This window comes from Leucobacter tenebrionis (genome assembly GCF_019884725.1).
Taxonomy (GTDB): domain Bacteria; phylum Actinomycetota; class Actinomycetes; order Actinomycetales; family Microbacteriaceae; genus Leucobacter; species Leucobacter tenebrionis.
Genome location: NZ_CP082322.1, coordinates 250,185 through 275,346, shown reverse-complemented (window position 1 = coordinate 275,346; position 25,162 = coordinate 250,185). Strand labels below are relative to the sequence as shown.

The window sequence follows — 25,162 nt, the reverse complement described above, 5'->3', positions numbered from 1 at the left end:
CGGCCCTCCGACCTCTCCGCTATGGTCGATCAGGATGAAGAATCTGAAGCGCTGGGCCGTCGTGCTCGTCGTACTCGCGGTGCTCGGCGGCGTTCTCGAGCTCTCGCTGCGCGCGGTGATCCCGTCGGCGATCGAGGGCGGCGCGCGGCTCGCGCTGCGGGTTCCGCAGGCGCAGGCGGTCACCGTCGACACCGAGGGCTCGATGCTCTTGAACGCCCTGCGCTGGCGCGTCTCCGACGTCACCGTCACCGCCGACGGCGTGCCCCTCGCCGAGGATGTGACGGCGAGGGCGACCCTCGAGGTGGGCTCGATGCCGTTGTTCCCGGCGTTCGGCAAGCTCAGAGACGGCACGGCCTCCTTCGCAGTACCGCCCGAGCAGCTCGACGGCATGGTGCGGATCGTGAGCCGCGGGCTCGCGGACTGGGGAGAGATGCGCGACGGCGAGCTCGTCGGCGGGGGAGTGCTCACCGATCAGCAGTTCGACCTGCCCTACAGCCCCGCGTTCGAGATTCCCTACGAGGGGGCAGTGGGTCTCGGGGTCGAGGCGGGTGAGATCGTGGTCACCCCGAGTGATGTGATCGTGCAGGATCAGGGGCCGGTCGGCGCCTTTCTAGCGGGGGCGATGAGCGAGCCCCGGAGCATCTGCTTCGCCGACCGCCTCCCGGCCGGAGTCACGCTGACCGGAATCGAGGTGCGCCCCTCCGGCGAGGTCATCATGCAGGCGGCCCTGTCGGAGAGGCTGCTCTCGAGCCCCAAGGAGCGATTCCGCGGCACCTGCCAGTAGGGGTGACGTGCCGCCGAGCGGTCCCGTCATCGTCGCCCTCCGGTCGGCGGTGCGTCATCGGCATCGGGGGTGAATATCTGCTCGATGGGGAGGGAGAAGGTTGCGGCGATGCGGAAGGCGAGCGGCAGCGAGGGATCGTAGCGGCCGGTCTCGAGCGCGTTCACGGTCTGGCGCGAGACCCCCAGCGCCTCGGCGAACTGCACCTGGGTCCAGCCCCGCTCCGTGCGCAGGCGCCTCACCTCGTTCTTCACCGATCGACCCGGAGGGTCAGCACCATCGCGGCGATGCCCCAGGCGGACATCCCGCCCGAGAAGACGATCCACTCCGGCATGGGCACGTCGAGGCCGCTCATCCGGAGCATGCCGACGGTGACCGCGACGAGCATAGCGACCCCGAAGCCCACGGCGAGACTCTTCACCAGCAGCTGCCGCTGCATCTCATCGATCCTGCGGAGATGCCCGAGCAGCGCGACGACGATCCAGAGCAGCGGGAGGATCGGCAGGACCGCTAACGCGATCGCGAGCGGCGTACCGCGCTCGGCGTCGAGTATCTGGCTGAGCACGAGCAGCAGCACGTACAGCACCATCGCGGCGCCGAACTGCCGGTTGTACCTTCGTCCGGTACGCGCCTCGGCCTCGGTGCGTCTCTCGGACGCTTCTCTTCTGGTCATGACAGCGCCTTTCCGGGGTCGCGGAGCATGTCTCTGCCGCTCATCGCAGCGCCGCCTCAGTCCGACACGGTGAGCAGCTCGAACCCGTCCTCGCGCACCACGATCGTGTGCTCGAACTGCGCGGTGATGCTCTTGTCGCGCGTGGTGACGGTCCAGCCGTCATCCCACTGATCCCACTCGTGCGAGCCCAGCGTCAGCATGGGTTCGACCGTGAACACCATGTTCGGCTTGATCACGTCGCCGTAGGCCGGAGCGGAGTCGTAGTGCGGGATGATGAGCCCCGAGTGGAACGAGGCGCCGACGCCGTGGCCGGTGAAGTCGCGCACCACCCCGTAGCCGAAGCGCTTGGCGTACGTCTCGATCACGCGGCCGATCACGTTGACCTGGCGGCCCGGCTTCGCGGCCTTGATGCCCCGCATCATCGCCTCGTGCGTGCGCTCGATGAGCAGGTCGACGTCCTCCGAAACCCGCCCCACCCGGAACGTGCGATTGGTGTCGCCGTGGAAGCCGTCGAGGTAGGCCGTGATGTCGACGTTCACGAGATCCCCGTCGCGGAGAACGGTGTCGTCGGGAATCCCGTGGCAGATGACTTCGTTCACGGAGGTGCACGAGGAGGCCCGGTAACCGCGGTAACCGAGCGTCGACGGGTAGGCGCCCTGAGAGACGACGAACTCATGGGCCACCCGATCGAGCTCCGCCGTCGTCACGCCGGGGCGCACCGCCTCCCCGACGGCGTCGAGCGCGCGCGAGGCGATCCGTCCCGCCGCTCTGATGCGACCGATCTCGTCCTCGGAGTAGGTGTTGTCTCCCGTATAGGCGGGAGGCACCGCGAGCCCGACGTAGGGCGGCCGTGCGATGTGCTGGGGGACGGTTCGCTGTGGGGGAACCGAGCCCGGGATCAAATGTCCGTGTGCGTCGAAGGGCATGCCTCTAGTCTATGAAGGGAGAGACCCACGACACAGGGAGGCCGCAATGAGCAAGCGCGACTGGGGAGTCGAAGACCCCGAGGAGACGTACTGGTACAACACCCGCACCGGGCAGGTCGAGGAGGGCCCCCAGTCGCTCGGCATCGACCGCATCGGGCCGTTCAAGACCCGCGAGGAGGCGGCGAACGGGCCCGCGAAGCTGCAGGAGCGCGCGAAGGAGTGGGCCGAGGAGGAGGCGCAGGAGGATTCCTGAACGCGCGCCGTGCTCCTGCGCGCGGCGCGCAGGAGCAGCCGCCCGCCCTGAGCCGCTTCCGCGGAAACGGCCGCTGAAACACGAATGTCACAGGGGCGCGCTAGTCTGGCAATAATCGTCAACTGAGCGAACGGAGCCGGTGTGAGCAAGCAGCGCGATTTTGTTCTTCGCACCATCGAAGAGCGGGGCGTGAAATTCGTACGCCTGTGGTTCAGCGATGTCTCCGGCACGTTGAAATCCGTGGCGCTCGCACCGGCCGAGGTCGAGGGCGCGTTCAGCGAGGGCATCGGCTTCGACGGCTCCGCGATCGAGGGGCTGACTCGCGCGTATGAGTCCGATCTGCTCGCGGTGCCGGATCCCTCGACCTTCCAGCTGCTGCCGTGGCGCAGCATGTCGGCGCCGACGGCCCGCATGTTCTGCGATATCCGCACCCCCAACGACGAGCCCGCGGTCGCTGATCCCCGTAACGTGCTGAAGCGCACGCTCGCGCAGGCTGCGGAACAGGGATTCACGTTCTACACGCACCCCGAGATCGAGTTCTACCTGCTGAAGTCCGCACAGTACGGGCCGGAGGGGCCCGTGCCGGTCGACCGCGCCGGGTACTTCGACAATGTTCCGGGGGGCACGGCGCATGATTTCCGGCGCGAGAGCGTGGCCATGCTCGAAGAGCTCGGAATCTCCGTCGAGTTCAGCCACCACGAGGCCGGCCCCGGCCAGAACGAGATCGACCTTCGCTACGCGGACGCGCTCACGACGGCCGACAACATCATGACGTTCCGCACGGTCGTGAAGGAGGTGGCGATCGCCCAGGGCGTGCACGCCACCTTCATGCCGAAGCCCCTCGTCGGCCATCCGGGATCCGGTATGCACACGCACCTCTCGCTCTTCGAGGGCGATACCAACGCCTTCTACGATCCGGCCGCCCGCTACCAGCTCTCGCAGACGGGGCGACGCTTCGTCGCCGGCCTGCTGCGCCACGCGCCCGAGATCACGGCCGTCACCAACCAGTACATCAACTCGTACAAGCGACTCTGGGGCGGTGACGAGGCGCCGTCGTTCGTGAGCTGGGGCCACAACAACCGCTCGGCGCTCGTGCGCGTTCCCATGTACAAGCCGGGCAAGGGCGGCGCCGCACGCGTCGAGTACCGCGGCATGGACAGCGCGGTGAATCCCTACCTCGGTTTCTCGGTGCTGCTCGCCGCCGGCCTCAAGGGCATCCGCGACGAGTACGAGCTGCCGCCCGAGGCCGAGAACAACGTGTGGGCGCTGAGCGACGGCGAGCGACGGGCGATGGGCTTCGACCCGCTGCCGACGAGCCTCGACCACGCGCTCGCGGTCATGGAGCGCTCCGAGCTCGTCGCAGAGACGCTCGGAGAGCAGGTCTTCGCGTACTTCATCCGTGACAAGCGGCGCGAGGTCAGCGAGTACCGGGCACAGGTCACCCCCTACGAGCTCGGCTCGATGCTCGACACGATCTGAGAGAGGCCGGACGGTGGCCGAGCAGACGGTGCTGCGTCTCGCCGATGTGGCGCGCGCCGGGTTCCAGGACCTCTCCGAAGCGCGCGAGGAGCTGCACGCGCTCGGCCGCAGCCTCGACGCGCCCGTCGATGCGCTGCTGCGGGCGTTCGCCCGCGCAGCGGACCCAGACGCCGCGCTGATCCGGGTGAGGCATCTCGCCGAGTCCCACCCTGAGCGGATGCGGGATCTCGAGCCGCGGCATCTCCACAGACTCTGCCTGCTCGTCGGCGCCTCGCCGGCCCTCGGCGACTTCTTCGCGCGGCGCCCCGAACGACTCGCCGAGATCCTCGACGCAGGCGGCCGAGTGATCGAGGCCGAAGAGGCCCGCTTCGAACTGCTCGATGCCGTGCAGGGCGGGGAGGACGGCGGACCGCTCGCCGCGGAAGCCGGGTGGAACGCACTGCGCGTGCGCTACCGGGAGCTGCTCTCCGAACTGATGCTCTTCGATCTCCGGCACGGGCGGAAGGGCCGGGCGCCCGAGGTCTTCGAGCGGGTCGCGACCTCGCTCTCGGCGCTCGCGGGCGCGGCGATTGAGGCATCGCTCGCCGTCGCGCGCGCGAGCCTCGCCGCCGGCTGCTCGGGCCCCGCCGTGAGCGACGAGCGCATCGCGGCCGCCCGTCTGGCAGTGGTCGCCATGGGCAAGTGCGGCGCCGAGGAGCTCAATGTGGTCTCCGACGTCGACGTCGTGTTCATCGTCGCCAGCACGGACGACGAGGTACTCGGAGACGACGCGCTGATCCGCGTCGGCACGAGACTCGCGAGCGAGACGATGCGGGGCATCCACGATCCCGCCCTCGAACCCCCGCTCTGGCAGCTCGACGCGAACCTCCGCCCCGAAGGCCGCCACGGCGCACTCGTGCGCACGCTCGGCTCCATGCTCAACTACTACGAGCGCTGGGCCAAGGCGTGGGAGTTCCAGGCCCTGCTCAAGGCGCGCCCGCTCGCGGGCGATATCCGCCTAGGGGGCGAGTTCGTCGAGCGAACGCGCGACATGGTGTGGGCGTCGTCGTCGCGCGAGGACTTCGTCGGATCGGTGCAGCGCATGAGGCAGCGCGTGACCGAGCACATCGCCGACGGGGAGCTCGAGGTGCAGCTCAAACTCGGCCCCGGCGGGCTTCGCGATATCGAGTTCAGCGTGCAGCTGCTGCAGCTCGTTCACGGCCAGTACGACGATCGCCTGCATCTGCGCGGCACGCTGCCCGCTCTGCGCGCGCTCGTCGACGGAGGCTACGTGGCGCGCAGCGACGGCGAGCGGCTCGCTGCCGACTACCGGTTCCTGCGTGTGCTCGAGCACCGGCTGCAACTGCGCGAGCTGCGCCGCACGGCCCTCATGCCCACCGATGAGGAGGGGTTGCGCGTGCTCGCGCGCGCAACGGGCCTCGCCGAGACGGGCGAGGTGCTGCTGCAGACGTGGGAGCGCACCAAGCGCGAGGTGCGCGAGCTACACCTCAAGATCTTCTACGCCCCGCTGCTCAGCGCCGTCGCCTCGCTGCCCGAAGAGGAGCTCGTGCTCGGCAGCGACGAGGCGCGCGCCCGGTTGGTCAGCATCGGCTTCCGCGACCCCGACGGGGCGATGCGGCATCTCGCCGCCCTCACGCGCGGCACGTCGCGACGCGCGCGGATCCAGCGCAATCTCATGCCCGTGCTGCTGCAGTGGTTCGCCGAGGGCACCGATCCCGACTACGGCCTGCTGGCCTTCAGACGCGTCAGCGAAGCCAACAGCGAGACCCCGTGGTACCTGCGGCTGCTGCGAGACGGCACCGAGGCCGCCGAACGGCTCACGAGAGTGCTGTCCTGCTCGCGGTTCGCGGCCGAGCTGCTCGAATCGCTTCCCGAATCCGTGGCGTGGCTCGAACGCGACGAGCAGCTGCGCCCGATGAGCCGCGCGCAGCTGTTCGCCGAGATGCGATCCCTCTCCTCCCGCCGCCCCGGCGCCGAGGCGGCGGCCACCACTCTGCGCACCGTTCACCGCAGGGAGGTGCTGCGCCTCGCCATGGGCCGCATCACCGGCGTCATCGACGATGCCGAGGTCGCGATGGGCCTCGACGCAGCCCACACCGCGCTTCTCGACGCGCTGCTCACGGCCATCCGCATCGATGCGGCGGCGAAGTGGGAGGGCGACCCGATCGAGCTCGCGATCATCGGCATGGGGCGCTACGGCGGGGGAGAGCTGGGATTCGCCTCGGATATCGATGTGGTCGCGGTGTTTCGCGCGCCCGACACGGTGGCTCCGGATCGCGCCTCGCGTGAGGCGGTGCGGCTCATCTCGGAGCTCCGGCGCCTCGTATCGGATCCGCGATTCCCCGTCGACCTCGACTTCGACCTGCGCCCCGAGGGCAAGAACGGCCCGCTCGCGCGCAGCCTCGACGCCTACCGCGCGTATTACCGCCGCTGGTCGGTTACGTGGGAGGCGCAGGCGCTGCTGCGTGCGAGGGCCGTCGCCGGCGATGAGGGCCTCGGCGCCGACTTCATCGACATGGCCGATGAGGTCCGCTATCCCGCGAGCTTCGGAGAGAACGAGGTACGCGAGGTACGCAGGATCAAAGCGCGGGTCGAGGCCGAACGGCTGCCGCAGGGAGCCGATCGCAGACGCCACCTCAAGCTCGGCCCAGGGGGAATCAGCGACGTGGAGTGGCTGGTGCAGCTGCTGCAGATGCGGGCGGGGGCGCAGCACGGCGAGTTGCGCACCGTGTCGACCCTCCGCGCGCTCGAGGCCGCGAGCACGCTCGAGATGCTCGACCCGGGCGATGTCGAGCATCTCGCAGACTCCTGGCGCTTCGCGAGCCGCGTGCGCTCGGCTCTGAAGCTGTGGACCGGACGTGCCTCCGATTCGCTGCCGGTCGATCGCAACGACCTGGAGGGCATCGCGGGCGTGCTCGACCTGCCCCGTGGGCGCACCTTCGAGCTGGAAGAGCGGTGGTTCGCGGTCTCCCGACGCGCGCGTGCGGTGTTCGAGCGGGAGTTCTTCGGGTACTCGGACGACGACGTTCGCTACCCGCTTCCCTGAGCCGTTCACCGTCACGTCACGAAATATGCGACCCGTGTTCACCAGGGGGACTAGTCAAATCAGCGCAAGAAGCGTAACCTGATTGTTATGAAGTACCTACAGTCATTCCTCGAGGCCATCCTCGCCGAAGACGGTGCTGAGCTCGAAGACGAACTCGAATCCTGACTCGGTGAACCGATCGCGACACCGCTGTCGCCCGACACCAACTCGAAAGCCCCCGGCCGCTTGGCCGGGGGCTTTCGGCGTTCGGGCGGCTCCCATGGGCAGAGCACCACTCGACAGACGAGTTTGCACGCAATCATCTGATGTAGATAAGGTGAGGATTGCTTTAATCGGATGATCGGGGTCACAGCCCCGCCAGGGGAGGCATGTTCATGGCCCATCGCGACTTCGTCACGCACCCGCTCGTTCTGCGCAGGCTCGACGTGCTCGCGGTGCGCGACGTGACCCCGCGGATGCGTCGGGTGACCCTCGGAGGGCCGGAGATGGGCGGGTTCGAACGCGACGGCCTGACGCTCGGCCCGTTTCACTCGCCGACGTTCGACGATCACGTCAAGGCGATCTTCGCCGACCCCGCCGAACTGCCCGACGTGCTGCCGACGCAGTTGGCCCAGGGCATCGAGTGGACCGCTGCGCCGGCGCGCATCGCCCGAGACTACACGCCCCGCCGTGTCGACGCCGCCTCCGGCGAACTCGACCTCGATTTCGTGCTGCACAGCCACGGCCCGGCCTCCGACTGGGCTCGTGAGGCCCGCGTCGGCGACGATCTGTGGATCGTCGGGCCGAAGTCGTCGATCGTCCTGCCCGAGCGGCTCGACTGGATCGTGCTCGTCGGCGACGAGACAGCGCTTCCCGCCATCGGCCGCTTCCTCGACGAACGCCCGCTCGACGTCCCTGCCCGGATCGTCGTCACCATCGAGCAGCCCTTCGCGCGTCAAGATCTCGCGGTGCGGGAAGGTGACGCGCTCGACTGGGTCGTCGCGTCCCCCACCGACCGCGCGGCCCTCGAGAAGGCGGTGCGGGCCGCTGTGCCGACGGACGGCGACGGCTTCGTCTGGGCAGCGGGCGAGAGCCGCACGTTGCTGCCGCTGCGCAGGTTCCTCGGCCGTGAACGGGGCATGCCGAAGGACCGCGTGTGCATCACCGGATACTGGCACGCCGACGACGAGGAACTCGGTGTCGCCTTCCCCGAGGTCCCCTCGCCGGTCGCCTGGCTCGTTGTGAGGGCCGCCTGCGAGAGCGGCCTCATCGACCTCGTGGCCGACCGACCGGGCACGCCGGCCTCCGACCTCGCCGAGCGGCTCGGCATCCAGGAGGAGGCCCTCGCCGCCCTGCTGCCCACGCTCGCCCACCACGGGATCGTCGAGGAAGATACCGCGGGCCGACTCTGTCTGGGAGCCGCGGGGGAGGCGCTCCTCGCGGACGAGCACACCCGCGAGGCGTTCGACGGGCACGAGGCGCGCGTGCTCCGAGCCCTCATCGAGCTGCCGGACGCGATGAGAGGGTCCGGAGCAGCATGGGACCGGGTCCACGGCTCGTCCCTCGCGAGCGTGCTCGATACCGACGAGGCCCTGTTCGCCGAGCAGTGCGAGGAGGCCGCAATGCTGCGCTTCTTCGCCCGCGGGCTCTTCGAGGACCCGGTCTGGGACGGGGCGCGTCGCGCGCTGTTGACCGGACCGGGCGCCGCGGAGCTGGCGGGCATCGCCCGCGAGACCGACGTCGGCGCAGACCTGCTGTTCGGCGGGGGAGCGGCGCAGCGCCGTGTGCTGCTCGGGATCTCCGACCACGGTGCCGCCGACGATGATCGCCCTGTCGACATCGCCGTTCTCGCCCTCGCTCTCGGGGATCGCACCGACGCAGAGGCTCACGAGATGCTCGCCGGCCTACTCGGCCGAACCGGGTCGCTCGTCGTCGTCGAGCGGGCGAGAGCCGACTCGCTCGACCCCGCCGCCCACGAGGCGCACGTGCGCGCCCTCGCCGTGAACGGCGCCGGCCTGCGCGAGGCCGAGGCCATCGCCCGCCTCGGGGCCGGCGCCGGGTGGCGCCTCGAACGGGCCTTCCCGCTCGGCTGGGGGATCGACGCGATGATCCTCGCCCCCGCCCCCTGAACCCGAGACCGGCCTCGGACCAGCCTCAACGGAGGCGGGTCCGGCTTCTCAGCTGTACCCGAACCACCAATGAAAGGAACCTCATCGTGAAGAGATCGCTTCGCGTCATCACGGCGGCCGCAGGGGTCGCCCTCCTCGCCCTCACGGGCTGCGCCTCCTCCGGCTCCTCGGCAGAAGGGGACGCCGCCGCCGGCGACGCCGACGGCGCCTGGCCGCGCACCATCACCCACGACGCCGGTGAGACCGAGATCCCGGAGAAGCCCGAGAACGTGGTCTCGACGAGCGTGACCCTGACGGGCTCGCTGCTCGCGATCGATGCCCCGCTCACCGCCACCGCCGCGGCGGGTGTGACCCCGCTGACCGACGACAAGGGTTTCTTCTCGCAGTGGGCCGAAGTGGCCGACGAGCGCGGGGTCGAGACGCTGTACTCCGACCTCGAGCTCGACCTCGAGGCGGTGGAGCTCGCCGAGCCGGACCTCATCGTGGCCTCGAGCATCGGTGCCGATAACACCCTCGAGGCCTACGACCAGCTCAGCGAGATCGCACCGACGATCATGATCGACTACGGGTCGCACGACTGGCGCGAGATCATGGCCCAGCTCGGCGAGGCGACGGGCCACGAGGCCGACGCCGACGCCGCGCTCGACGAGTTCGACCAGTGGGTCGCAGGCGAGGCCGAGAAGATCACCCCGGTCGACGGCCCGGTCACGGCCCTCTCCTACAACGGCGCCGATCCCTCGATGGTCTTCACCGAGAACAGCTCGCAGGCCGAGATCCTGACGGAGCTCGGCTTCGAGTACAAGGAGCCGGCTGAGGATCTCGTCGCGCAGAAGCGCTCCGACGCGCTCGGCATCACGCCCGAGAACCTGCCCGCCGCGATCGGCGACATGAGCGCCCTCTTCATGGTGAGCATCGAGCGCGACGGCGTCGAGGGCATCAAGACCGATCCGCTGCTGAAGAATGCGAAGGCGGTCGCCGACGACACTGTGGTGCCCGTCGGCAGCACCTCCTTCCGCATCGACCCCTACAGCGCGCGCCTGATGGTCGAGGCGGTCGTGGACGCATTCGGTTCCGAGCGGTAAGCTCCGGGCCGCAGACATAGAGCAGTGACCTCGGCAACGCGTTTCGCGACGGTCGTGACCGCGAGTATCATCGTGCTCGCGGTCACGACCGTGCTGAGCCTCGGGCTCGGCTCGCACCACGTGCCGGCGAGCAGCGTCATCGACGCCCTGCTGCGCTACGACTCGACGAACGACGACCATCTCATCGTGGTGAGCTCCCGCCTCCCGCGCGCCGCGCTGTGCGTCGTCGTCGGCGTGGGCCTGGCCGTCGCCGGAGCCGTCATGCAGTCGCTCACCCGCAACCCGCTCGCGGAGCCCGGCCTGCTCGGCCTCAACGCCGGGGCCTCGCTCGCCGTCGTGATCGGCATCGTCTGGTTCGGTGTCACGAACCTCGTCGGATATCTCGGCTTCGCGTTCGCGGGGGCCGCCGTCGCCGCGGTGGTCGTCTACGCGCTCGGCACGGCCCACCGTTCGGGCGCGACGCCCGCCCGTATGGCCCTCGCCGGGGCTGCGGTCGCGATGTTCCTCAGCGCCATCACCACAGCGGTGCTGCTTAGCCGTGAGTCGGCCTACGACCAGTTCCGCTTCTGGGCGGTCGGCACCCTGCAGGGTCGCGACCTCGGGGTGACCGCGACGGTGCTGCCCTTCATCGCCGCGGGCGCGCTCGGCGCGCTGATCCTCACCCGCTCGCTGAACGCCCTCGCGCTCGGCGACGACAGCGCCCGGTCGCTCGGCGTCTCGGCACCGCTGGCGCGAGGGGGAGGAGGCCTCGTGGTCGTGCTGCTCGCCGGGTCGGCGACCGCCGCGGCGGGGCCCATCGGCTTCATCGGCCTCGTCGCACCGCACGCCGTGCGCATGCTCGTCGGGTCCGACCACCGCTACGTGATCCCCGCGACCATCGTCGTCGGGCCCGCGACGCTCATGGTCTCCGACGTGCTCGGACGGGTCGTCATCGCTCCGGCCGAGATCCCCACCGCCGTCGCCGCGGCGATCATCGGGGGTCCGGTGTTCGTCGCGCTCGTGCGCAGTAAGAGGAAGGTCGCCGCATGACCGCTCCGCCTCCCGTCGTCCGCAGCATCCCCGTCAGGGTCGGACCCTTCAGCGCCCGACTCGACGTGCGGACTGCCGTCCTCGCGGCGGCGCTCATCGTGCTGCTCGCCGGCATCGGCGCCGTCAGCCTGATTCTCGGCTCGATCACCCTCGAGCCCGCCGAGGTGCTGCAGGCGCTGTTCGGCGTCGGGGAGGAGCGCAGCGTCCGCACGGTGCAGGGGCGCCGTCTCCCGCGCCTGCTCTGTGCCCTGCTCGTCGGTCTCGCCCTCGGCATCGCCGGCTGCGTCTTCCAGAGCCTCTCCCGCAACGCGCTCGGCTCGCCCGACATCATCGGTTTCACCTCGGGGGCGGCGACCGGCGCCGTCGCGCAGATCACGTTCTTCGGCGGCGGCGTGCTCGAGACCGCCCTCGCCGCGGTGGCCGGCGGCCTCGTGACCGCGTTCGTGGTCTACCTGCTGGCGCGCAAGGACGGCGTGACGGGCGGCATCCGCCTCGTGCTCGTCGGCATCGGGATCGGCGCGATCATGGCCGCGATCACCGACCTGCTGCTCGTGCGGGCCGGCGTCGCCCAGGCCTCCGCGGCGCAGGTCTGGCAGGCCGGCTCCCTCACGGGGCGCGGCTGGCCCCACGTCTGGAGTATCGTAGCGGCGCTCGTCGTCCTGCTGCCGATCGTGCTCGCGTTCGGCCGCGCGCTGCGCATGATCGAGATGGGCGACGAGGCAGCGGCGGGCCTCGGGATCGCGGTCGAGCGGATCCGCTTCGGCATGCTCGTCGTCGGCGTACTGCTCACGGCGGTGGCCACCGCCGTCGCGGGGCCGATCGCGTTCGTCGCCCTCGCCGCCCCGCAGATCGTGATCCGGATCGCCCGTCGGGGGAGCGTGCTGCTCGTGCTCTCCGGGCTCATGGGCGCGATCCTGCTCGCCCTCGCCGACATCGTGTCGCAGCACGTCGATGTCGGCCTCCGCCTGCCCATCGGCATCGTCACCTCGATCATCGGCGGCCTGTACCTCATCTGGCTGCTCGCGCGCCGCGTCTGAGCACCCGCCCGAACCGGAGGATCCCACCCATCATGAACGCATCCACACTGGCCGCCGAGGCGATCAGGGTCGGCTACCACGGCCGCACCGTGATCGACCGGCTCGACCTCACCGTGCCCACCGGCGCGTTCACCGCGATCGTCGGCCCGAACGCCTGCGGCAAGTCGACGCTGCTGCGAACGCTCGGGCGCATGCTGCACCCCGAGGCGGGGCGCGTCGTACTCGACGGGAAGGCCGTCGGCGACATGCGCGGCAAGGAGTTCGCCCGACGCGTCGGCCTCCTGCCGCAGTCGCCCGTCACCCCGGAGGCGATCACCGTCGGCGACCTGGTCGCCCGCGGGCGGTACCCTCATCAGAGCCTGCTGCGTCAGTGGTCCGAGGACGACGAGCGGATCGTCGCGGACGCGCTCGACGAGGTCGGCATGCGCGATCTCGCGGGGCGCATGGTCGACGAGCTGTCCGGCGGTCAGCGGCAGCGCGTCTGGATCGCGATGGCCCTGGCGCAGGAGACGGGGATCCTGCTGCTCGACGAGCCCACCACCTTCCTCGACATCGCCCATCAGATCGACGTGCTCGAGCTCTGCGCGAGCCTCACGCGCCGCGGCCGCACGGTCGTGGCCGTGCTGCACGACCTCAACCTCGCGGCCCGCTACGCCGATCGCATGGTCGCGATGCACGAGGGCGCCGTCATCGCACAGGGCACCGCCGCGGAGGTCGTCACCCCCGAGGTGCTCGCGACCGCCTACTCGCTCGACGCCATCGTGCTCGACGACCCCGAGACGGGGCGGCCGCTCGTGGTGCCCCGCGCACGACAGGGGAGGGTGGAGTGATGTTCCCCGATCCGCCCCGCGGTGATGGGGCCATGACCATGACGGTGCCGCCGCAGGCGACACGCCCCGACCCGGTGCGACGGGTAGCCAGCCCCCGGATCGCCGCGCTCGGCAATCGGCCCGGGCCGCTCGCCGTCGCCGAGTTCTGGGGTGAGATCAAGACCACGGGCGCGCCCCTGCTCGAGGACGTGGCTGACGGTGCATGCACCTACACCTTCGTGCACCGCGGCGGCCCTGGCACCGAACGGGTCGCCCTCTTCGGCAACAAGATCGTGGACCCGAAGGAGATCGAGCATGCTTTCTTCTCCCACGTGCCGGGGACGGACATCTGGTGGTACGCGATACGCCTGGGATCGGGCTGGCGCGGCAGCTACGCGATCGCCGCCCAGGGCGGCCCGCAGTCCCGGGTCGCTCCCGAGGTCGCCCAGATGATCGAGCTGCGCAGGCCCCGCGCCCTCGCCGCCGCCGAGCCCGAGCACCGCGACCGCATCGCGATGTGGTTCGACCTGCAGCACTGCGCAGTCGCCGACCCCTTCGCCCGCGAATCAGCCCGGCCCGGCGGTTACCTCCCGTCGGTCGCGTCGGGGCCTGACGCGCCGGCGAGCGTGCTGTCCGCAGGCCCCCCTGACGCGCCCCGGGCCACGGCCGGTCCGGGGCGGGTGGTCCCCGTCGGCGACCGGGCACGTGCCGACCTGTGGTGGCACATCCCGGCCGGGCCGGCGCCCGAGACATGGGACGTGCTCGTGCTGCTCGACGGTGAGCGCTGGGTCGACTCGGGACATGTGCTCGACGAGTGGCAGGCCGCGGGGGTGCTGCCGCCCACCGTGACGCTGCTCGTCGGCTCAGGAGACCTGGAGCGGCGGGTGCGAGACCTCACCTGCTCTCCCGAGCTCGTCGCCGATCTCGTGCGGGTGCTGAACGCTCACACGGGCGACGGTTTCGACTCAGGGGGACCTCTCGGAGCGCCGCTGACCGCAGACCCGGCGCGGACGCGGATCGCGGGTCAGAGCCTCGGCGGCCTCACCGCCCTCTACGCGCAATGCGCGGCACCCGAGCGGTTCGGCGTGTCGGTGTGCCAATCGGGATCGTTCTGGTGGCCGAACGCCGTGAGCGGCGCGCACGAAGCCGAGTGGTTGACGCGAGCGATCGCCGACAGCGGCGTGCGTCTCGGCACGGTGACGCTCGAGGTGGGTCTGCAGGAGTGGGTGCTGCTCGAGCCCACCCGTCGATTGCGCGAAGTCCTGGGGAGGGTCTGCGAGCGTTTCTCCTACGGCGAGTTCGACGGCGGGCATGACGAGGCCTGCTGGTCGACGAGCCTGCCGGGGCTGCTGCGCGACACGGTCCGCCGTGCATGAGGCCTGCGGGGACGGCCGGCGGCTGAGCATCGGCCTCGCCGTCTCGCCGACCTGGCTGCGCGGCGACGCCTGGCGAGCCGAGGACAGCCGCGTGGAGGAGCTCTTCGACCTGGCCCCCTTCGCCGACCTCGCGGCCGCCGCGGAGGCTGCCGCCCTCGACTTCCTCTTCGCCCCCGACTCCGGCTTCCTCGAACCCGCGACGCTGGATCGTGCGCCCGGTTTCAGCACCCACGACTCGCACACGCTCGTGACGGCGCTCGCGGCGCGCACCTCGCGCATCGGGGTCGTACCGACGGTGCAGACGCTCATCGACTCGCCCTATGCGGCGGCGCGGCGTCTCATGTCGTTGCATCGCCTCAGCGACGGACGAGCCGGGTGGAACGCGGTCACAGCCCTCGGCGGAGCCGAGAACCACGGGATCGAGGCCCCGACGGGGGAGGAACGGTATAGCCGCGCCCGCGCGTTCGTGGACGCCGTGCGCGAGCTCTGGGGCAGCTATCCGGCCGACGCGCTGATCCTGGACCGTGCGGCAGGGCGGTTCGCCGACCGGGGTCGGGTACGCCGTGTCAACCGGGATGACGGTCGGTACCGCATCGCGGGCCCGCTGACCGTTGCCGCGCACCCCTCCGGCGAGCCGCCGCTGTTCCAGGCGGGGGCTTCGCCTCAGGGCGTCGCCCTCGCCGGGGCGTGCGCGGACGCGGTGTTCGCGGTGACCGGGTCCATCGACGACGCGGCGTCGCAGCGCGCGGCTCTCCGCGACGCCGCGGCGCGCGCGGGGCGGGCCGCCGACGCGGTTCGGTTCCTCCCCGGCCTCGTGGTGACGCTCGCCGACACGCGCGCCGAGGCCCGGCGCATCGCGGGCGCGCAGCGCACCGGAACTGGGCCGGGGCACTGGAGCGTGACGGGCACGCCCGAGGACGCCGTCGAAGAGATAGCGATGTGGGCCCGCGCCTCGGCGATCGACGGGTTCATCGCGCTCGCCGGTGGTTCCTGGCGGTCGATCGAGCTGTTCCTCGGGCGGGTCGTGCCGGCGCTCGTCGAACGGGGACTCTTCCGCCGCGGCTACGAGGGACGCACGCTGCGGGAGCACCTCGGCCTGCGGTGGCCGTCCGACGGTTGACGGGCCTCGGCTCCCGGCATCCTGATCTCACGGCTACCCCGGGGCGCGGAAAGGCCGGCACCTCCAACTGGTATCAGCAGAGGTGCCGGCCTGATTCTCGGGCACGGGTTGGGCGTAACCGGAACCGATTTCGATGGAGTTCGCTGTGGCTAGCTGCAGGTCAGAGTCTCCTCGCATCCCTCGCTACCACGATGATCGAGCGAGAAAACCCGATCACAGAACAATCGAGACAGTCCGAGTTTCAGACTCCAAAATAGAGCTCGTACTCGAAGGGATGCACGCGCACCGCCATCGGCAGGATCTCGTACTCGCGCTTGTACTCGATCCAGGTCTGGATGAGCTCCTCGGTGAACACGCCGCCCTCGAGCAGGAACTGGTGGTTCGCCTCGAGCGCGTCGAGCGCCTCCTCGAGCGAACCCGGCACCTGAGGAATGTTCTTGGCCTCCTCCGGGGGCAGCTCGTAGAGATCCTTGTCGATCGGCTCCATCGGCTCGATCCGGTTGCGGATGCCGTCGAGGCCCGCCATCATCTGCGCCGCGAATGCGAGGTAGGGGTTGCCCGACGCATCGGGAGCCCGGAACTCGATGCGCTTGGCCTTCGGGTTCGAACCCGTCAGGGGGATGCGCACGGCCGCCGAACGGTTGCCGGCGGAGTAGGCGAGGTTGACCGGGGCTTCGTAGCCCTTGACGAGGCGGCGGTAGCTGTTGATCGTGGGGTTGGTGAAGGCCAGCAGCGCCGGAGCGTGGTGCAGGATGCCGCCGATGTACCAGCGGGCGATATCCGAGAGCTGCGCGTAGCCGTTCTCGTCGTAGAACAGCGGCTCGCCGCCCTTCCACAGCGACATGTGCGTGTGCATGCCCGAGCCGTTGTCTCCGAAGACCGGCTTCGGCATGAAGGTGGCCGTCTTGCCCCACAGCTCGGCCGTGTTCTTGACGATGTACTTGAATTTGAGCACGTCGTCGGCGGCCTTCACGAGCGTGTCGAAGCGGTAGTTGATCTCCGCCTGGCCGGGGGCGCCGACCTCGTGGTGGGAGCGCTCGAGCTCGAGTCCGGCCTCGATGAGGCGGAGCGAGATGTCGTCGCGCAGATCGGCCTGCTTGTCGACGGGGGAGACGGGGAAGTATCCGCCCTTCGCGGGAGTGTGGTGGCCGAGGTTGCCGCCCTCATCATCGCGAGCGGAGTTCCAGCCGGCCTCCTCGGAGTCGATCTCGAAGAAGGTTCGGCGGGGCGTGGTCTCGTGGCGCACCGAGTCGAAGATGTAGAACTCGGCTTCGGGGGCGAAGAAGGCGGTGTCGGCGATGCCGGTCGAGGCGAGGTACTGCTCGGCCTTCTTCGCGATCTGACGCGGATCCTTCGAGTAGATCTCGCCCGTGCGGGGGTTGAAGATGTCGCAGATGAGGATCAGGGTGCGCTCGGCGCGGAACTGATCGATGTAGGCGGTGCTGACATCGGGGATGAGCTGCATGTCGGATTCGGCGATGCCCGCGAACCCGCGGATCGAGGAGCCGTCGAACATCTGCCCCACCTCGAAGAAGTCGAGGTCGACCGTGGAGGCCGGGATGTTGAAGTGCTGCTGCACGCCGGGAAGATCGACGAAGCGGATGTCGACGAACTTGACGTCGGTCTCCTTGATGAAGTCGATCACTTCTTGGGGTGTGGTGAACATACTGCTCCTCGTGTCAGATCGGACCGCTCTTCACGACGGATCGGCCCGATTGCGTGTTACCAGCCTATGCGACCCTGATTTCAAAACCGTGATTCCGATGTTTCGCGGGTGTTACACCGGCGTCGACCTCGGTCGAGACAGGATCAGGCACGGATCAGCACCGTCCCGGCGACCTTGTCGTGGAATCCGCGCTGATCCGAATCCCAGACCAGCACCGGGATCACGAGGAGCAGCAGGACCGTGCGCACCAGGGGTCGCCAGGGGCCGACCCAGCCGCCCGAGATCGAGGCAACGCGAAGGCCGAGCAGGCGGTGTCCGATCGAGCCACCGATGGTGGGGATGAAGAGGATCTGCATCACGCCGAAGATCAGAATGTTCCACAGCTCTGGGTGCGGACCGCCGACGAGCAGGTACGCGGGCAGAGCCGCGAGTCCCCAGTCGATCAGGATCGCGAGCGCGCGGCGGCCGATCCGCGCGACGGAGCGAGGGCCCGATTCGGGCAGGCCGAGTCGCTCGCCCGGCCACTTGCTGGGCTCGAGGTCGCCGAAGCGCTGGGGCGCTGAGGAGGCAGGCATCGGGATCAGCGCGGACGCTGCGGGCGCACCCGATTCGGGTCCATGCCCTTCGGAATGCCGACGGGCGTCGACTGCAGCGATGAGAGGCGGTTGTAGACGGCCGTCACCTCGTTGCGGTTGAGCTTCGGCTTGAGCTTGATCAGCGTCTTCGACAGCTTGGGCAGCGGCACACCGTCACCATCGGGGCCGACGTACAGGTGCACGACCTCGACGTTGCGCAGCGCGCGCTTGATCTTGCGCTCCTCATCGGCGGCCATGCGCTGCGTACGCTGGCGCGACCCCTCGGAGATGAGCACGACGCCGCCGCGACCGACGACCCGATACACGGCATCCTGGTTGCGATTCATCGCAACCGGCACCTCCGAACCGCGCCAGGAGCGCCGGAGCGCGCTCTGCACGACGGCTCCCACGGCGCCAGGACGGCCCTCGATCTGCCGGTAGGCCATGCTCTCCGCGCGACGACCGAGCACGATCATCGCGAGCAGGATACCGACGAGCACACCGGTGACAGGCCAGATCACCCAGCCGAACCAGCCGCCGTTCAGCAGCCACGCGAGCACGACGGAGACGGCGACGGGAGCGATGAAGCACAGCAGCAGCACCCAGGGGAGGTTGGGATCGTGGACCTTGGTGGTCTTGTAGATCTCCACCATCTGCCGGATGCGACCGTTGCGCTTCGCCTTCTCTTCTGCCATGCCATCTAGGATATCGGCTCCGGCGCGGGTCGTTGACCGTTCGCAGAGGATCGCCCCGCGTCAGACAGGCCTTGTTCGCTCACAGCACTCGATCGAGATGGACTTCGGACGAGTTATCCACGGATGGCGCGATCGGCGCTCGCTCCGGCAGTCCGGCCCGGCACACTGGGAGTGATCGGGCGAGCACGCGAGTCCGTGAGCGCACACCGAGGAGGCGACGTGAGCACCGGAGAACCCCGCGACAGCCGGAGCGGAGCCGCCGCCGCCCTGGCCGGGCGCCTGGAGAGGATCTGCTGCGCGGGAATCGAACTGCGGCAGTGGGGAAGCTGCGCGCCGCCGGACGGCGGCACTCGTCGACGAGCGCGGCACCGGCACGACCGAGGCTGTCGCACTCTCGGTCTCCCGCTGCATCTGCTCGAGCGCTCGCTGCGTCGCTGGGACACGGTGGGTGCGGCGGGCCTGCTTCTCGAAGCGGTGGCTCAGGCGGTAGCCGAGGTCGAGGCGCACGGCGAGCCCTGGAGCGCGCGGCGCGCGACCGAGGCCCTCGCCTACGCGCTGCACGGCCGGATAACGCCGCGGGCCGCGGCCACCGGAAGAGGTGGCCGCGGCCCGTGAGCGGATTGCGCGATGCGGCGCCGATCAGATTCCGAGGCTGCCCTCGAAGTCGCCGGCCTCGAGCCGCTGCTTCATCTGGGTGAGGAAGCGGGCGGCATCCGCGCCGTCGATGATGCGGTGATCGTAGGAGAGCGCGAGGTAGACCGTCGAACGAACGGCGATCGCGTCGCCGTCGGGACCCGAGACCACCGCCGGCTTCTTCACGACTGCGCCGGTCCCGAGAATCGCCGACTGAGGCAGGAACACGAGCGGGGTGTCGAAGAGCGCACCGCGCGAACCGGTGTTGGTCAGCGTGAACGTGCCGCCGGCGAGCTCGTCGGGCTTGAGCTGGTTGTCGCGGGTGCGCGCTGCGAGGTCGGCGATCTCACCCGCGATCTGCGCGATGTTCTTCTCACCCGCGTCGCGGAGCACCGGGGTCAGCAGACCCTTCTCGGTGTCGACCGCGATGCTGATGTTCTCGTGGTCGGGGTAGACGATCGAGTCGCCGTCGACGGTCGCGTTGATGATCGGATAGGTGCGCAGCGCCTCGGCGGCGGCCAGCGCGAAGAACGGCATGAAGGAGAGCTTCGAGCCCGTCTTCTGCAGGAACTCGTCCTTCTTCGCCTGACGCAGCTGCGCGACTCGCGTCACGTCGACCTCGACCACCGTGGTGAGCTGAGCAGTGCTCTGGAGCGATGCCACCGCGCGCTCGGAGATCACCTTGCGCAGACGGCTCATCTTCTGAGTGGTGCCGCGCAGCTCGGAGACCTCGACCTTCGGCGCTGCAGCGGGAGCCGCGGTAGCGGTCGCCGGAGCCGCGCTCTTGACGCTCTCCGCAGCGGCGAGCACGTCCTCCTTGCGAATGCGCCCTCCAACTCCGGTTCCGGTGACCTTGGAGAGGTCCACGCCGGAGTCATGGGCGAGCTTGCGCACGATCGGCGTGATGTACCCGGAGGAGGGGGCGGCCTGCTCGCTCGACGGCGCCGGAGCGGCGGGGGCGGGCTGCTGAGCGGGGGGCGCCGCGGGAGCGGCCTCGGGCTGCGTGGTCTCAGCCGCCGGAGCGGGGGCTTCGGCGGCTGCCGGCTGCTCGGGCTCGGCCTGCTGCGCCGACGCGGCCTGCTGCGCGGGGGCGGCCTCGGGCTGAGCGGGAGCTGCCTCCTGCACCGGCGCGGCCTCGGGCTGGGAGGGGGCGGCCTCCTGCGCCGGCTCGGCGGCCGGGGCGGCGCCGCTGCCGACGCGTGCGAGCACGCCACCGACCTCGACCGTGTCGTCCTCCTGCACGACGATCTCCTGCAGCACACCCGCGATCGGCGAGGGAACCTCGGTGTCGACCTTGTCGGTCGACACCTCGAGCAGGGGCTCGTCGACCTCGACGGTGTCGCCGACGTTCTTCAGCCAGCGGGTCACCGTGCCCTCGGTGATGCTCTCGCCGAGCGAGGGCAGCACGATCTCCTGAGAATCGGATCCGGCTGCCTCGGAGGCCGCGGGGGCGGCCGCCTGAGCGGGCTGGGAGGCGGGCTCAGCAGGCGCCTCGGGCTGCGCGGGCGCGGCCTGCTGGGCGGGCGCCGGCTGCTCGGCCGGAGCCGCCTCGGCGGCCGGTGCGGCTGCCTCGGGAGCGCCGCCCTGCGCAGCGGAGCCGCTGCCATCGCCGACGCGGGCGAGCACGGCGCCGACTTCCGCGGTCTCGTCCTCCTGCACGAGGATCTCTTCGACAACACCGGCGACGGGGGACGGGATCTCGGTGTCGACCTTGTCGGTCGACACCTCGAGCAGGGGCTCGTCGACCTCGACGGTGTCGCCGACGTTCTTCAGCCAGCGGGTCACCGTGCCCTCGGTCACACTCTCACCCAGTGCGGGGAGGACCACCGATTCACTCATCGTGCTTATCTCCGTTTCGTTCGTAAAAGTCTGTCGGCCGCGCTCAGATGGCGTGGAGCGGCTTGCCCGCGAGCTTGAGCATGGTCTCGCCGATGGTCTCGTTCTGGGTGGGGTGGCCGTGGATGAAGGGCGCGACGTCCTCGGGGTAGGCCTCCCAGTTGACGATGAGCTGAGCCTCGCCGACGAGTTCGCCGACTCGTGCACCGATCATGTGCACTCCGACGACGGGGCCGTCGTTGACGCGCACGGCCTTGACCGTTCCGGCGGTGCCGAGGATCGAGCTCTTGGCGTTGCCCGCGAGGTTGTACTCGTAGCTCGAGACGTTCTCAGCGCCGAACTGCTCCTTGGCCTTCGCCTCGGTGAGGCCGACGGAGGCGATCTCGGGATCGCAGTAGGTCACCTTCGGAATGTTCACGTCCTGCACCACGACGGGGTTGAGGCCGGCGATCTCCTCCGCGACGAAGATGCCCTGCTGGTAGCCGCGGTGGGCGAGCTGGAGACCGGGGACGATGTCGCCGACGGCGTAGACGCCCGGCACGTTCGTCGCGAGGCGCTCGTTCGTCAGCACGAAGCCGCGATCCATCTCGACGCCGACCTCCTCGAACCCGAGTCCCTGCGTGGCGGGGCCTCGTCCGACGGCCACGAGCAGGTAGTCAGCCTCGAGCTGGGTGCCGTCCTCGAGCGAGACCGTCACACCGTTCGCATCCTGGGACACCGACTGGAAGCGCACGCCGACCTTGAAGTCGATGCCGCGCTTGCGGAAGGCGCGCTCGAGCTGCTTCGAGACCGACTCCTCCTCGTTGGGGACGAGGTGGGGCAGACCCTCGACGATCGTGACCTCGGCGCCGAAGGAGCGCCAGACACTCGCGAACTCGACGCCGATCACTCCACCGCCGAGGATGACCACGCGCTTCGGGATCTCCTGCAGCTCGAGAGCGTGCTCGCTCGCTATGACGCGACCGCCGATCTCGAGACCGGGCAGCGATCGCGAGTAGGAGCCGGTCGCGAGCACGACGTGCTTGCCGATCACCCGATCCTCACCGACCTGCACGGTCGTGGGGGAGACGAGCCGGCCCTCGCCCGCGATGACCGTGATGCCGTTGGCCTTGAGCAGCCCCTGCAGACCCTTGAACTTGCCGGCCACGAGATTCTCGCGGAAACGGGTGACACCCGCGATATCGACACCCGAGACGCTCGAGAGCACGCCGTAGGCCTCGCCCTCCCTGGCCACGTCGGCGATCTCCGCCGAGTGGAGCAGCGCCTTGGTCGGCACGCACCCGCGATGCAGGCAGGTCCCTCCGAGCTTGTCCTTCTCGATGACGGCGGCGCTGAATCCGAGTTGTTTGGCGCGGATGGCGGCTGCGTAACCGGCGCTTCCGCCGCCCAGGACGACGATGTCAAACTGCTGATCGGCCAAGTGGGATCTCCCTCGGGGTGTTCGCAATGGGTACTGCCGCCCGGGATGGTGTCGGGCGCACTGCGTCCAGCCTACACCCGGCGATGATCGGCGCAGCGGGCGTTGCAGCGCGGCTGCGGGTTCGCTACGGGCGTGACTCCGGGCCGCGCCACGGGCGCCCCGTCTCCCTAGGATGGAAGGGTGACCGATTCGATCTTCTCCGCAGACTACGCCGAGCGACGCGCAGCGGTGCCGCGCGGGCTTCCGCTCGTGGTCGCCATGCAGGGGCTGACCGATGCCGGCGGGGCGATCTCCCAGCTCGAGGAATACCTCTGGAGCCGCTACGAGCCGCAAGAGCTGCTGCGCTTCAACGCCGACCTCCTGCTCGACTACCGCGCCAGGCGGCCCGTGATCACCTTCGACGAGGACCACCTGATCGACTATTCGCCCGAGGAGCTGACCCTCAGCCTCGTGCACGACGAGCTCGGGAGCCCGTTCCTCCTCCTGAGCGGCTACGAGCCGGACTTCCGATGGGACCAGTTCATCGATTCGGTTCTGCTGCTGGTGCACGAGTTCGAGGTGTCCACCACGGTGTGGTCGCACGCGATCCCGATGCCCGTGCCGCACACCCGACCCGTCGCGACGACCGTCAGCGGATCCCGTGACGATCTCATCGAGGAGCGTTCGGCCTGGCGCCCGACCACACGGCTGTCGGCCTCCGCGGCCCACGTGCTGGAGTACCGCCTGCACGGCATGGGGGAGGAGGTCGTCGGCTTCGCCCTGCTGATTCCGCACTACCTCGCGAACACCGAGTACCCGGAGGCGCTCTACGCGGCTCTCGACGGCATCATGGCCGCGACGGGGCTCATCCTCTCGACCGACTCGGTGCGGGAGGCCTCGCGCAAGTTCATGGCCCAGGTCGACCAGCAGATCGCGAGCAACCAGGAGTCCCTGGACATGGTTCGGACGCTCGAGGAGCGCTACGACGCCTATATGGAGGATCAGACGATCCGTTCCCCGCTCGTCGGTGAAGACGGCATGATCCCCACGGCCGAGCAGCTCGCGAGCGAACTCGAGCGCTTCCTGGCCGAGCGCCAGGCGGGATCCGGATCCGACGACGGCGAGGACGACGGCGAGCCCCGAGGCTGAGCACCCCGGCGCGCGGTCGATCGGCCGCTGCGCGACGTGCAATAATAGAGGTCGTAACCCATTCAATCCAGCGTTTTCCCGTTTTCGGGAATACAACGGGCTTGACATGGGTTTTCATGCTGTGAGCACCCGTCGGCACCATCGACGACTCCGGCGGAGACACCAGACAGAGAGGCGGCTGCGTGGCAACTGCATCCAAGACCAGGACTCGTGCGACGTCCGCGAAAGCGGCGAAGAAGGATTCCGAGGCGACCGAGCAGGTCGTCGCGGCGGAGGACACCGCCGCAACCGAAACCGCTGCGCCGAAGAAGGCCGCCGCGAAGAAGGCTCCCGCTGCCAAGAAGACCGCGACGAAGAAGACCGCCGCGGCCAAGAAGCCCGCGACTCGACGCGCCAAGAAGGACGACCTGCTCGACGAGGTGGATGCCGAGGTCGAGGAGGAGTCGGCGGAGGTCGTCGAGGAGGAGAAGCCCTCGCCCGTCGTGACCGAGCCGCTGCCGACCGGCGCGATCGTGCTGAAGGCCTCCGATGAGGAGGACGTTCCCGCCGTCACGACCGCGATCCCCGGGGCTACGGCCGATCCCGTCAAGGACTACCTGAAGCAGATCGGCAAGGTCGCGCTCCTCAACGCAGCGGAGGAGGTCGAGCTCGCGATGCGCATCGAGGCCGGCCTCTTCGCCGAGGAGAAGCTCGCCACCGAGAAGAACCTCCCCAAGAAGCTCACCCGCGAGCTCAAGTGGGTCGCTCGCGACGGACAGCGCGCGAAGAGCCACCTGCTCGGCGCGAACCTGCGTCTCGTGGTCTCGCTCGCCAAGCGCTACACCGGCCGCGGCATGCAATTCCTCGATCTCATCCAGGAGGGCAACCTCGGCCTGATCCGCGCCGTCGAGAAGTTCGACTACACCAAGGGCTTCAAGTTCTCGACCTACGCCACCTGGTGGATCCGCCAGGCCATCACCCGCGCCATGGCCGACCAGGCCCGTACGATCCGCATCCCGGTGCACATGGTCGAGGTCATCAACAAGCTCGCCCGCGTGCAGCGCCAGATGCTGCAGGACCTGGGCCGCGAGCCCACCCCCGAGGAGCTGAGTCGCGAGCTCGACATGACCCCTGAGAAGGTCGTCGAGGTGCAGAAGTACGGCCGCGAGCCGATCTCGCTGCACACGCCGCTCGGCGAGGACGGCGACAGCGAGTTCGGCGACCTCATCGAGGACACCGAGGCGGTCGTTCCGGCCGACGCGGTGGGCTTCACCATGCTGCAGCAGCAGCTCGAGCAGCTGCTCGACTCGCTGTCCGAGCGCGAGGCCGGCGTGATCCGCATGCGCTTCGGACTCGGCGACGGCATGCCCAAGACCCTCGACCAGATCGGCGACACCTTCGGGGTGACCCGCGAGCGCATCCGTCAGATCGAGTCGAAGACCATGGCGAAGCTGCGCCACCCCTCGCGGTCGCAGCAGCTGCGCGATTACCTGGAGTGATCCGGTCCTGAA

Annotated in this window: 22 protein-coding genes; 14 read left to right on the top strand and 8 right to left on the bottom strand. The window is 69.7% G+C overall.

All coding sequences use genetic code 11. The annotated features are described in order from the left end of the window. Positions 1–34: 34 nt before the first annotated feature. Positions 35–784 (top strand): DUF2993 domain-containing protein, encoded by a 750-nt coding sequence (locus tag KVY00_RS01265; RefSeq protein ID WP_223043957.1) that lies wholly within the window; start codon positions 35–37, stop codon positions 782–784. A 26-nt stretch (positions 785–810) separates the two neighbouring features. On the opposite strand, the gene KVY00_RS01260 is transcribed toward KVY00_RS01265, so the two are convergent. Genes KVY00_RS01260 through map form a run of 3 tightly spaced genes read right to left on the bottom strand, consistent with a single transcriptional unit; the run spans position 811 to position 2,380 of the window. Further along, on the bottom strand, positions 811–1,035 hold the full coding sequence (locus tag KVY00_RS01260; RefSeq protein WP_223043956.1) for a helix-turn-helix transcriptional regulator: 225 nt from the start codon (positions 1,033–1,035) through the stop codon (positions 811–813). Next, positions 1,032–1,454 carry a hypothetical protein gene (locus tag KVY00_RS01255; RefSeq protein WP_223043955.1) on the bottom strand — a complete coding sequence of 141 codons (423 nt, stop codon included), beginning with the start codon at positions 1,452–1,454 and terminating at the stop codon, positions 1,032–1,034. Before KVY00_RS01255 ends, KVY00_RS01260 begins: the two co-directional genes overlap by 4 nt. 56 nt (positions 1,455–1,510) lie before the next feature. Then, entirely contained in the window at positions 1,511–2,380 is an 870-nt protein-coding gene (map, locus tag KVY00_RS01250; RefSeq protein WP_223043954.1) for a type I methionyl aminopeptidase, read from the bottom strand. A 46-nt stretch (positions 2,381–2,426) separates the two neighbouring features. Between map and KVY00_RS01245 the strand changes: the two genes are divergently transcribed. From KVY00_RS01245 to KVY00_RS01200, 10 genes are all read left to right on the top strand, one after another. After that, positions 2,427–2,633 (top strand): methionine aminopeptidase, encoded by a 207-nt coding sequence (locus tag KVY00_RS01245; protein ID WP_223043953.1) that lies wholly within the window; start codon positions 2,427–2,429, stop codon positions 2,631–2,633. A gap of 141 nt (positions 2,634–2,774) precedes the next feature. Beyond that, complete coding sequence (gene glnA / locus KVY00_RS01240) at positions 2,775–4,112, top strand: type I glutamate--ammonia ligase (RefSeq protein WP_223043952.1); 1,338 nt, start codon at positions 2,775–2,777, stop codon at positions 4,110–4,112. A gap of 13 nt (positions 4,113–4,125) precedes the next feature. Further along, positions 4,126–7,158 (top strand): bifunctional [glutamine synthetase] adenylyltransferase/[glutamine synthetase]-adenylyl-L-tyrosine phosphorylase, encoded by a 3,033-nt coding sequence (locus tag KVY00_RS01235; RefSeq protein WP_223043951.1) that lies wholly within the window; start codon positions 4,126–4,128, stop codon positions 7,156–7,158. A 374-nt stretch (positions 7,159–7,532) separates the two neighbouring features. Further along, positions 7,533–9,266, top strand: a complete 1,734-nt coding sequence (locus KVY00_RS01230; RefSeq protein WP_223043950.1) for a siderophore-interacting protein — start codon at positions 7,533–7,535, stop codon at positions 9,264–9,266. An 86-nt stretch (positions 9,267–9,352) separates the two neighbouring features. Then, on the top strand, positions 9,353–10,348 hold the full coding sequence (gene fepB, locus KVY00_RS01225; protein ID WP_255572705.1) for a Fe2+-enterobactin ABC transporter substrate-binding protein: 996 nt from the start codon (positions 9,353–9,355) through the stop codon (positions 10,346–10,348). 24 nt (positions 10,349–10,372) lie between these two features. Continuing rightward, entirely contained in the window at positions 10,373–11,377 is a 1,005-nt protein-coding gene (locus KVY00_RS01220) for a FecCD family ABC transporter permease (RefSeq protein ID WP_223043949.1), read from the top strand. Continuing rightward, positions 11,374–12,414, top strand: a complete 1,041-nt coding sequence (locus KVY00_RS01215; protein ID WP_223043948.1) for a FecCD family ABC transporter permease — start codon at positions 11,374–11,376, stop codon at positions 12,412–12,414. Before KVY00_RS01220 ends, KVY00_RS01215 begins: the two co-directional genes overlap by 4 nt. Before the next feature lie 32 nt (positions 12,415–12,446). After that, the gene (locus tag KVY00_RS01210; RefSeq protein WP_223043947.1) at positions 12,447–13,244 is read left to right on the top strand and encodes an ABC transporter ATP-binding protein; all 798 of its coding nucleotides are present in this window, start codon (positions 12,447–12,449) and stop codon (positions 13,242–13,244) included. Further along, on the top strand, positions 13,244–14,599 hold the full coding sequence (locus KVY00_RS01205; protein WP_223043946.1) for an enterochelin esterase domain-containing protein: 1,356 nt from the start codon (positions 13,244–13,246) through the stop codon (positions 14,597–14,599). Before KVY00_RS01210 ends, KVY00_RS01205 begins: the two co-directional genes overlap by 1 nt. Next, positions 14,592–15,719 (top strand): LLM class flavin-dependent oxidoreductase, encoded by a 1,128-nt coding sequence (locus KVY00_RS01200; protein ID WP_223043945.1) that lies wholly within the window; start codon positions 14,592–14,594, stop codon positions 15,717–15,719. The genes KVY00_RS01205 and KVY00_RS01200 overlap by 8 nt, the downstream gene beginning before the upstream one ends. Before the next feature lie 241 nt (positions 15,720–15,960). Here KVY00_RS01200 and glnA (KVY00_RS01195) read toward each other — a convergent pair whose 3' ends face one another. From glnA (KVY00_RS01195) to KVY00_RS01185, 3 genes are all read right to left on the bottom strand, one after another. After that, positions 15,961–17,385 (bottom strand): type I glutamate--ammonia ligase, encoded by a 1,425-nt coding sequence (gene glnA, locus KVY00_RS01195; protein ID WP_223043944.1) that lies wholly within the window; start codon positions 17,383–17,385, stop codon positions 15,961–15,963. Positions 17,386–17,528: 143 nt separating this feature from the next. Next, a complete protein-coding gene (locus tag KVY00_RS01190) occupies positions 17,529–17,960 on the bottom strand; it encodes an RDD family protein (RefSeq protein ID WP_223043943.1) in 432 nt (143 codons plus the stop codon). A gap of 5 nt (positions 17,961–17,965) precedes the next feature. Then, the gene (locus KVY00_RS01185) at positions 17,966–18,655 is read right to left on the bottom strand and encodes a DUF4191 domain-containing protein (RefSeq protein ID WP_223043942.1); all 690 of its coding nucleotides are present in this window, start codon (positions 18,653–18,655) and stop codon (positions 17,966–17,968) included. A 219-nt stretch (positions 18,656–18,874) separates the two neighbouring features. Here KVY00_RS01185 and KVY00_RS01180 point away from each other — a divergent pair, with 219 nt between their 5' ends. Further along, the gene (locus tag KVY00_RS01180; protein WP_223043941.1) at positions 18,875–19,270 is read left to right on the top strand and encodes a hypothetical protein; all 396 of its coding nucleotides are present in this window, start codon (positions 18,875–18,877) and stop codon (positions 19,268–19,270) included. A gap of 24 nt (positions 19,271–19,294) precedes the next feature. Here KVY00_RS01180 and sucB read toward each other — a convergent pair whose 3' ends face one another. Both sucB and lpdA read right to left on the bottom strand, forming a co-directional pair. Then, positions 19,295–21,127: a 2-oxoglutarate dehydrogenase, E2 component, dihydrolipoamide succinyltransferase gene (sucB, locus tag KVY00_RS01175; RefSeq protein ID WP_223043940.1), complete on the bottom strand. Its 1,833-nt coding sequence runs from the start codon at positions 21,125–21,127 to the stop codon at positions 19,295–19,297. A 43-nt stretch (positions 21,128–21,170) separates the two neighbouring features. Beyond that, positions 21,171–22,544: a dihydrolipoyl dehydrogenase gene (gene lpdA / locus KVY00_RS01170; protein ID WP_223043939.1), complete on the bottom strand. Its 1,374-nt coding sequence runs from the start codon at positions 22,542–22,544 to the stop codon at positions 21,171–21,173. A gap of 180 nt (positions 22,545–22,724) precedes the next feature. On the opposite strand from lpdA, the gene KVY00_RS01165 reads away from it, so the two are divergent. Together KVY00_RS01165 and KVY00_RS01160 are read left to right on the top strand one after the other, a co-directional pair. Continuing rightward, positions 22,725–23,672, top strand: coding sequence for a proteasome assembly chaperone family protein (locus tag KVY00_RS01165; RefSeq protein ID WP_223043938.1), 948 nt, complete (start codon positions 22,725–22,727; stop codon positions 23,670–23,672). A 182-nt stretch (positions 23,673–23,854) separates the two neighbouring features. After that, positions 23,855–25,150, top strand: coding sequence for an RNA polymerase sigma factor (locus KVY00_RS01160; RefSeq protein WP_223043937.1), 1,296 nt, complete (start codon positions 23,855–23,857; stop codon positions 25,148–25,150). The last annotated feature ends 12 nt before the right edge of the window (positions 25,151–25,162 follow it).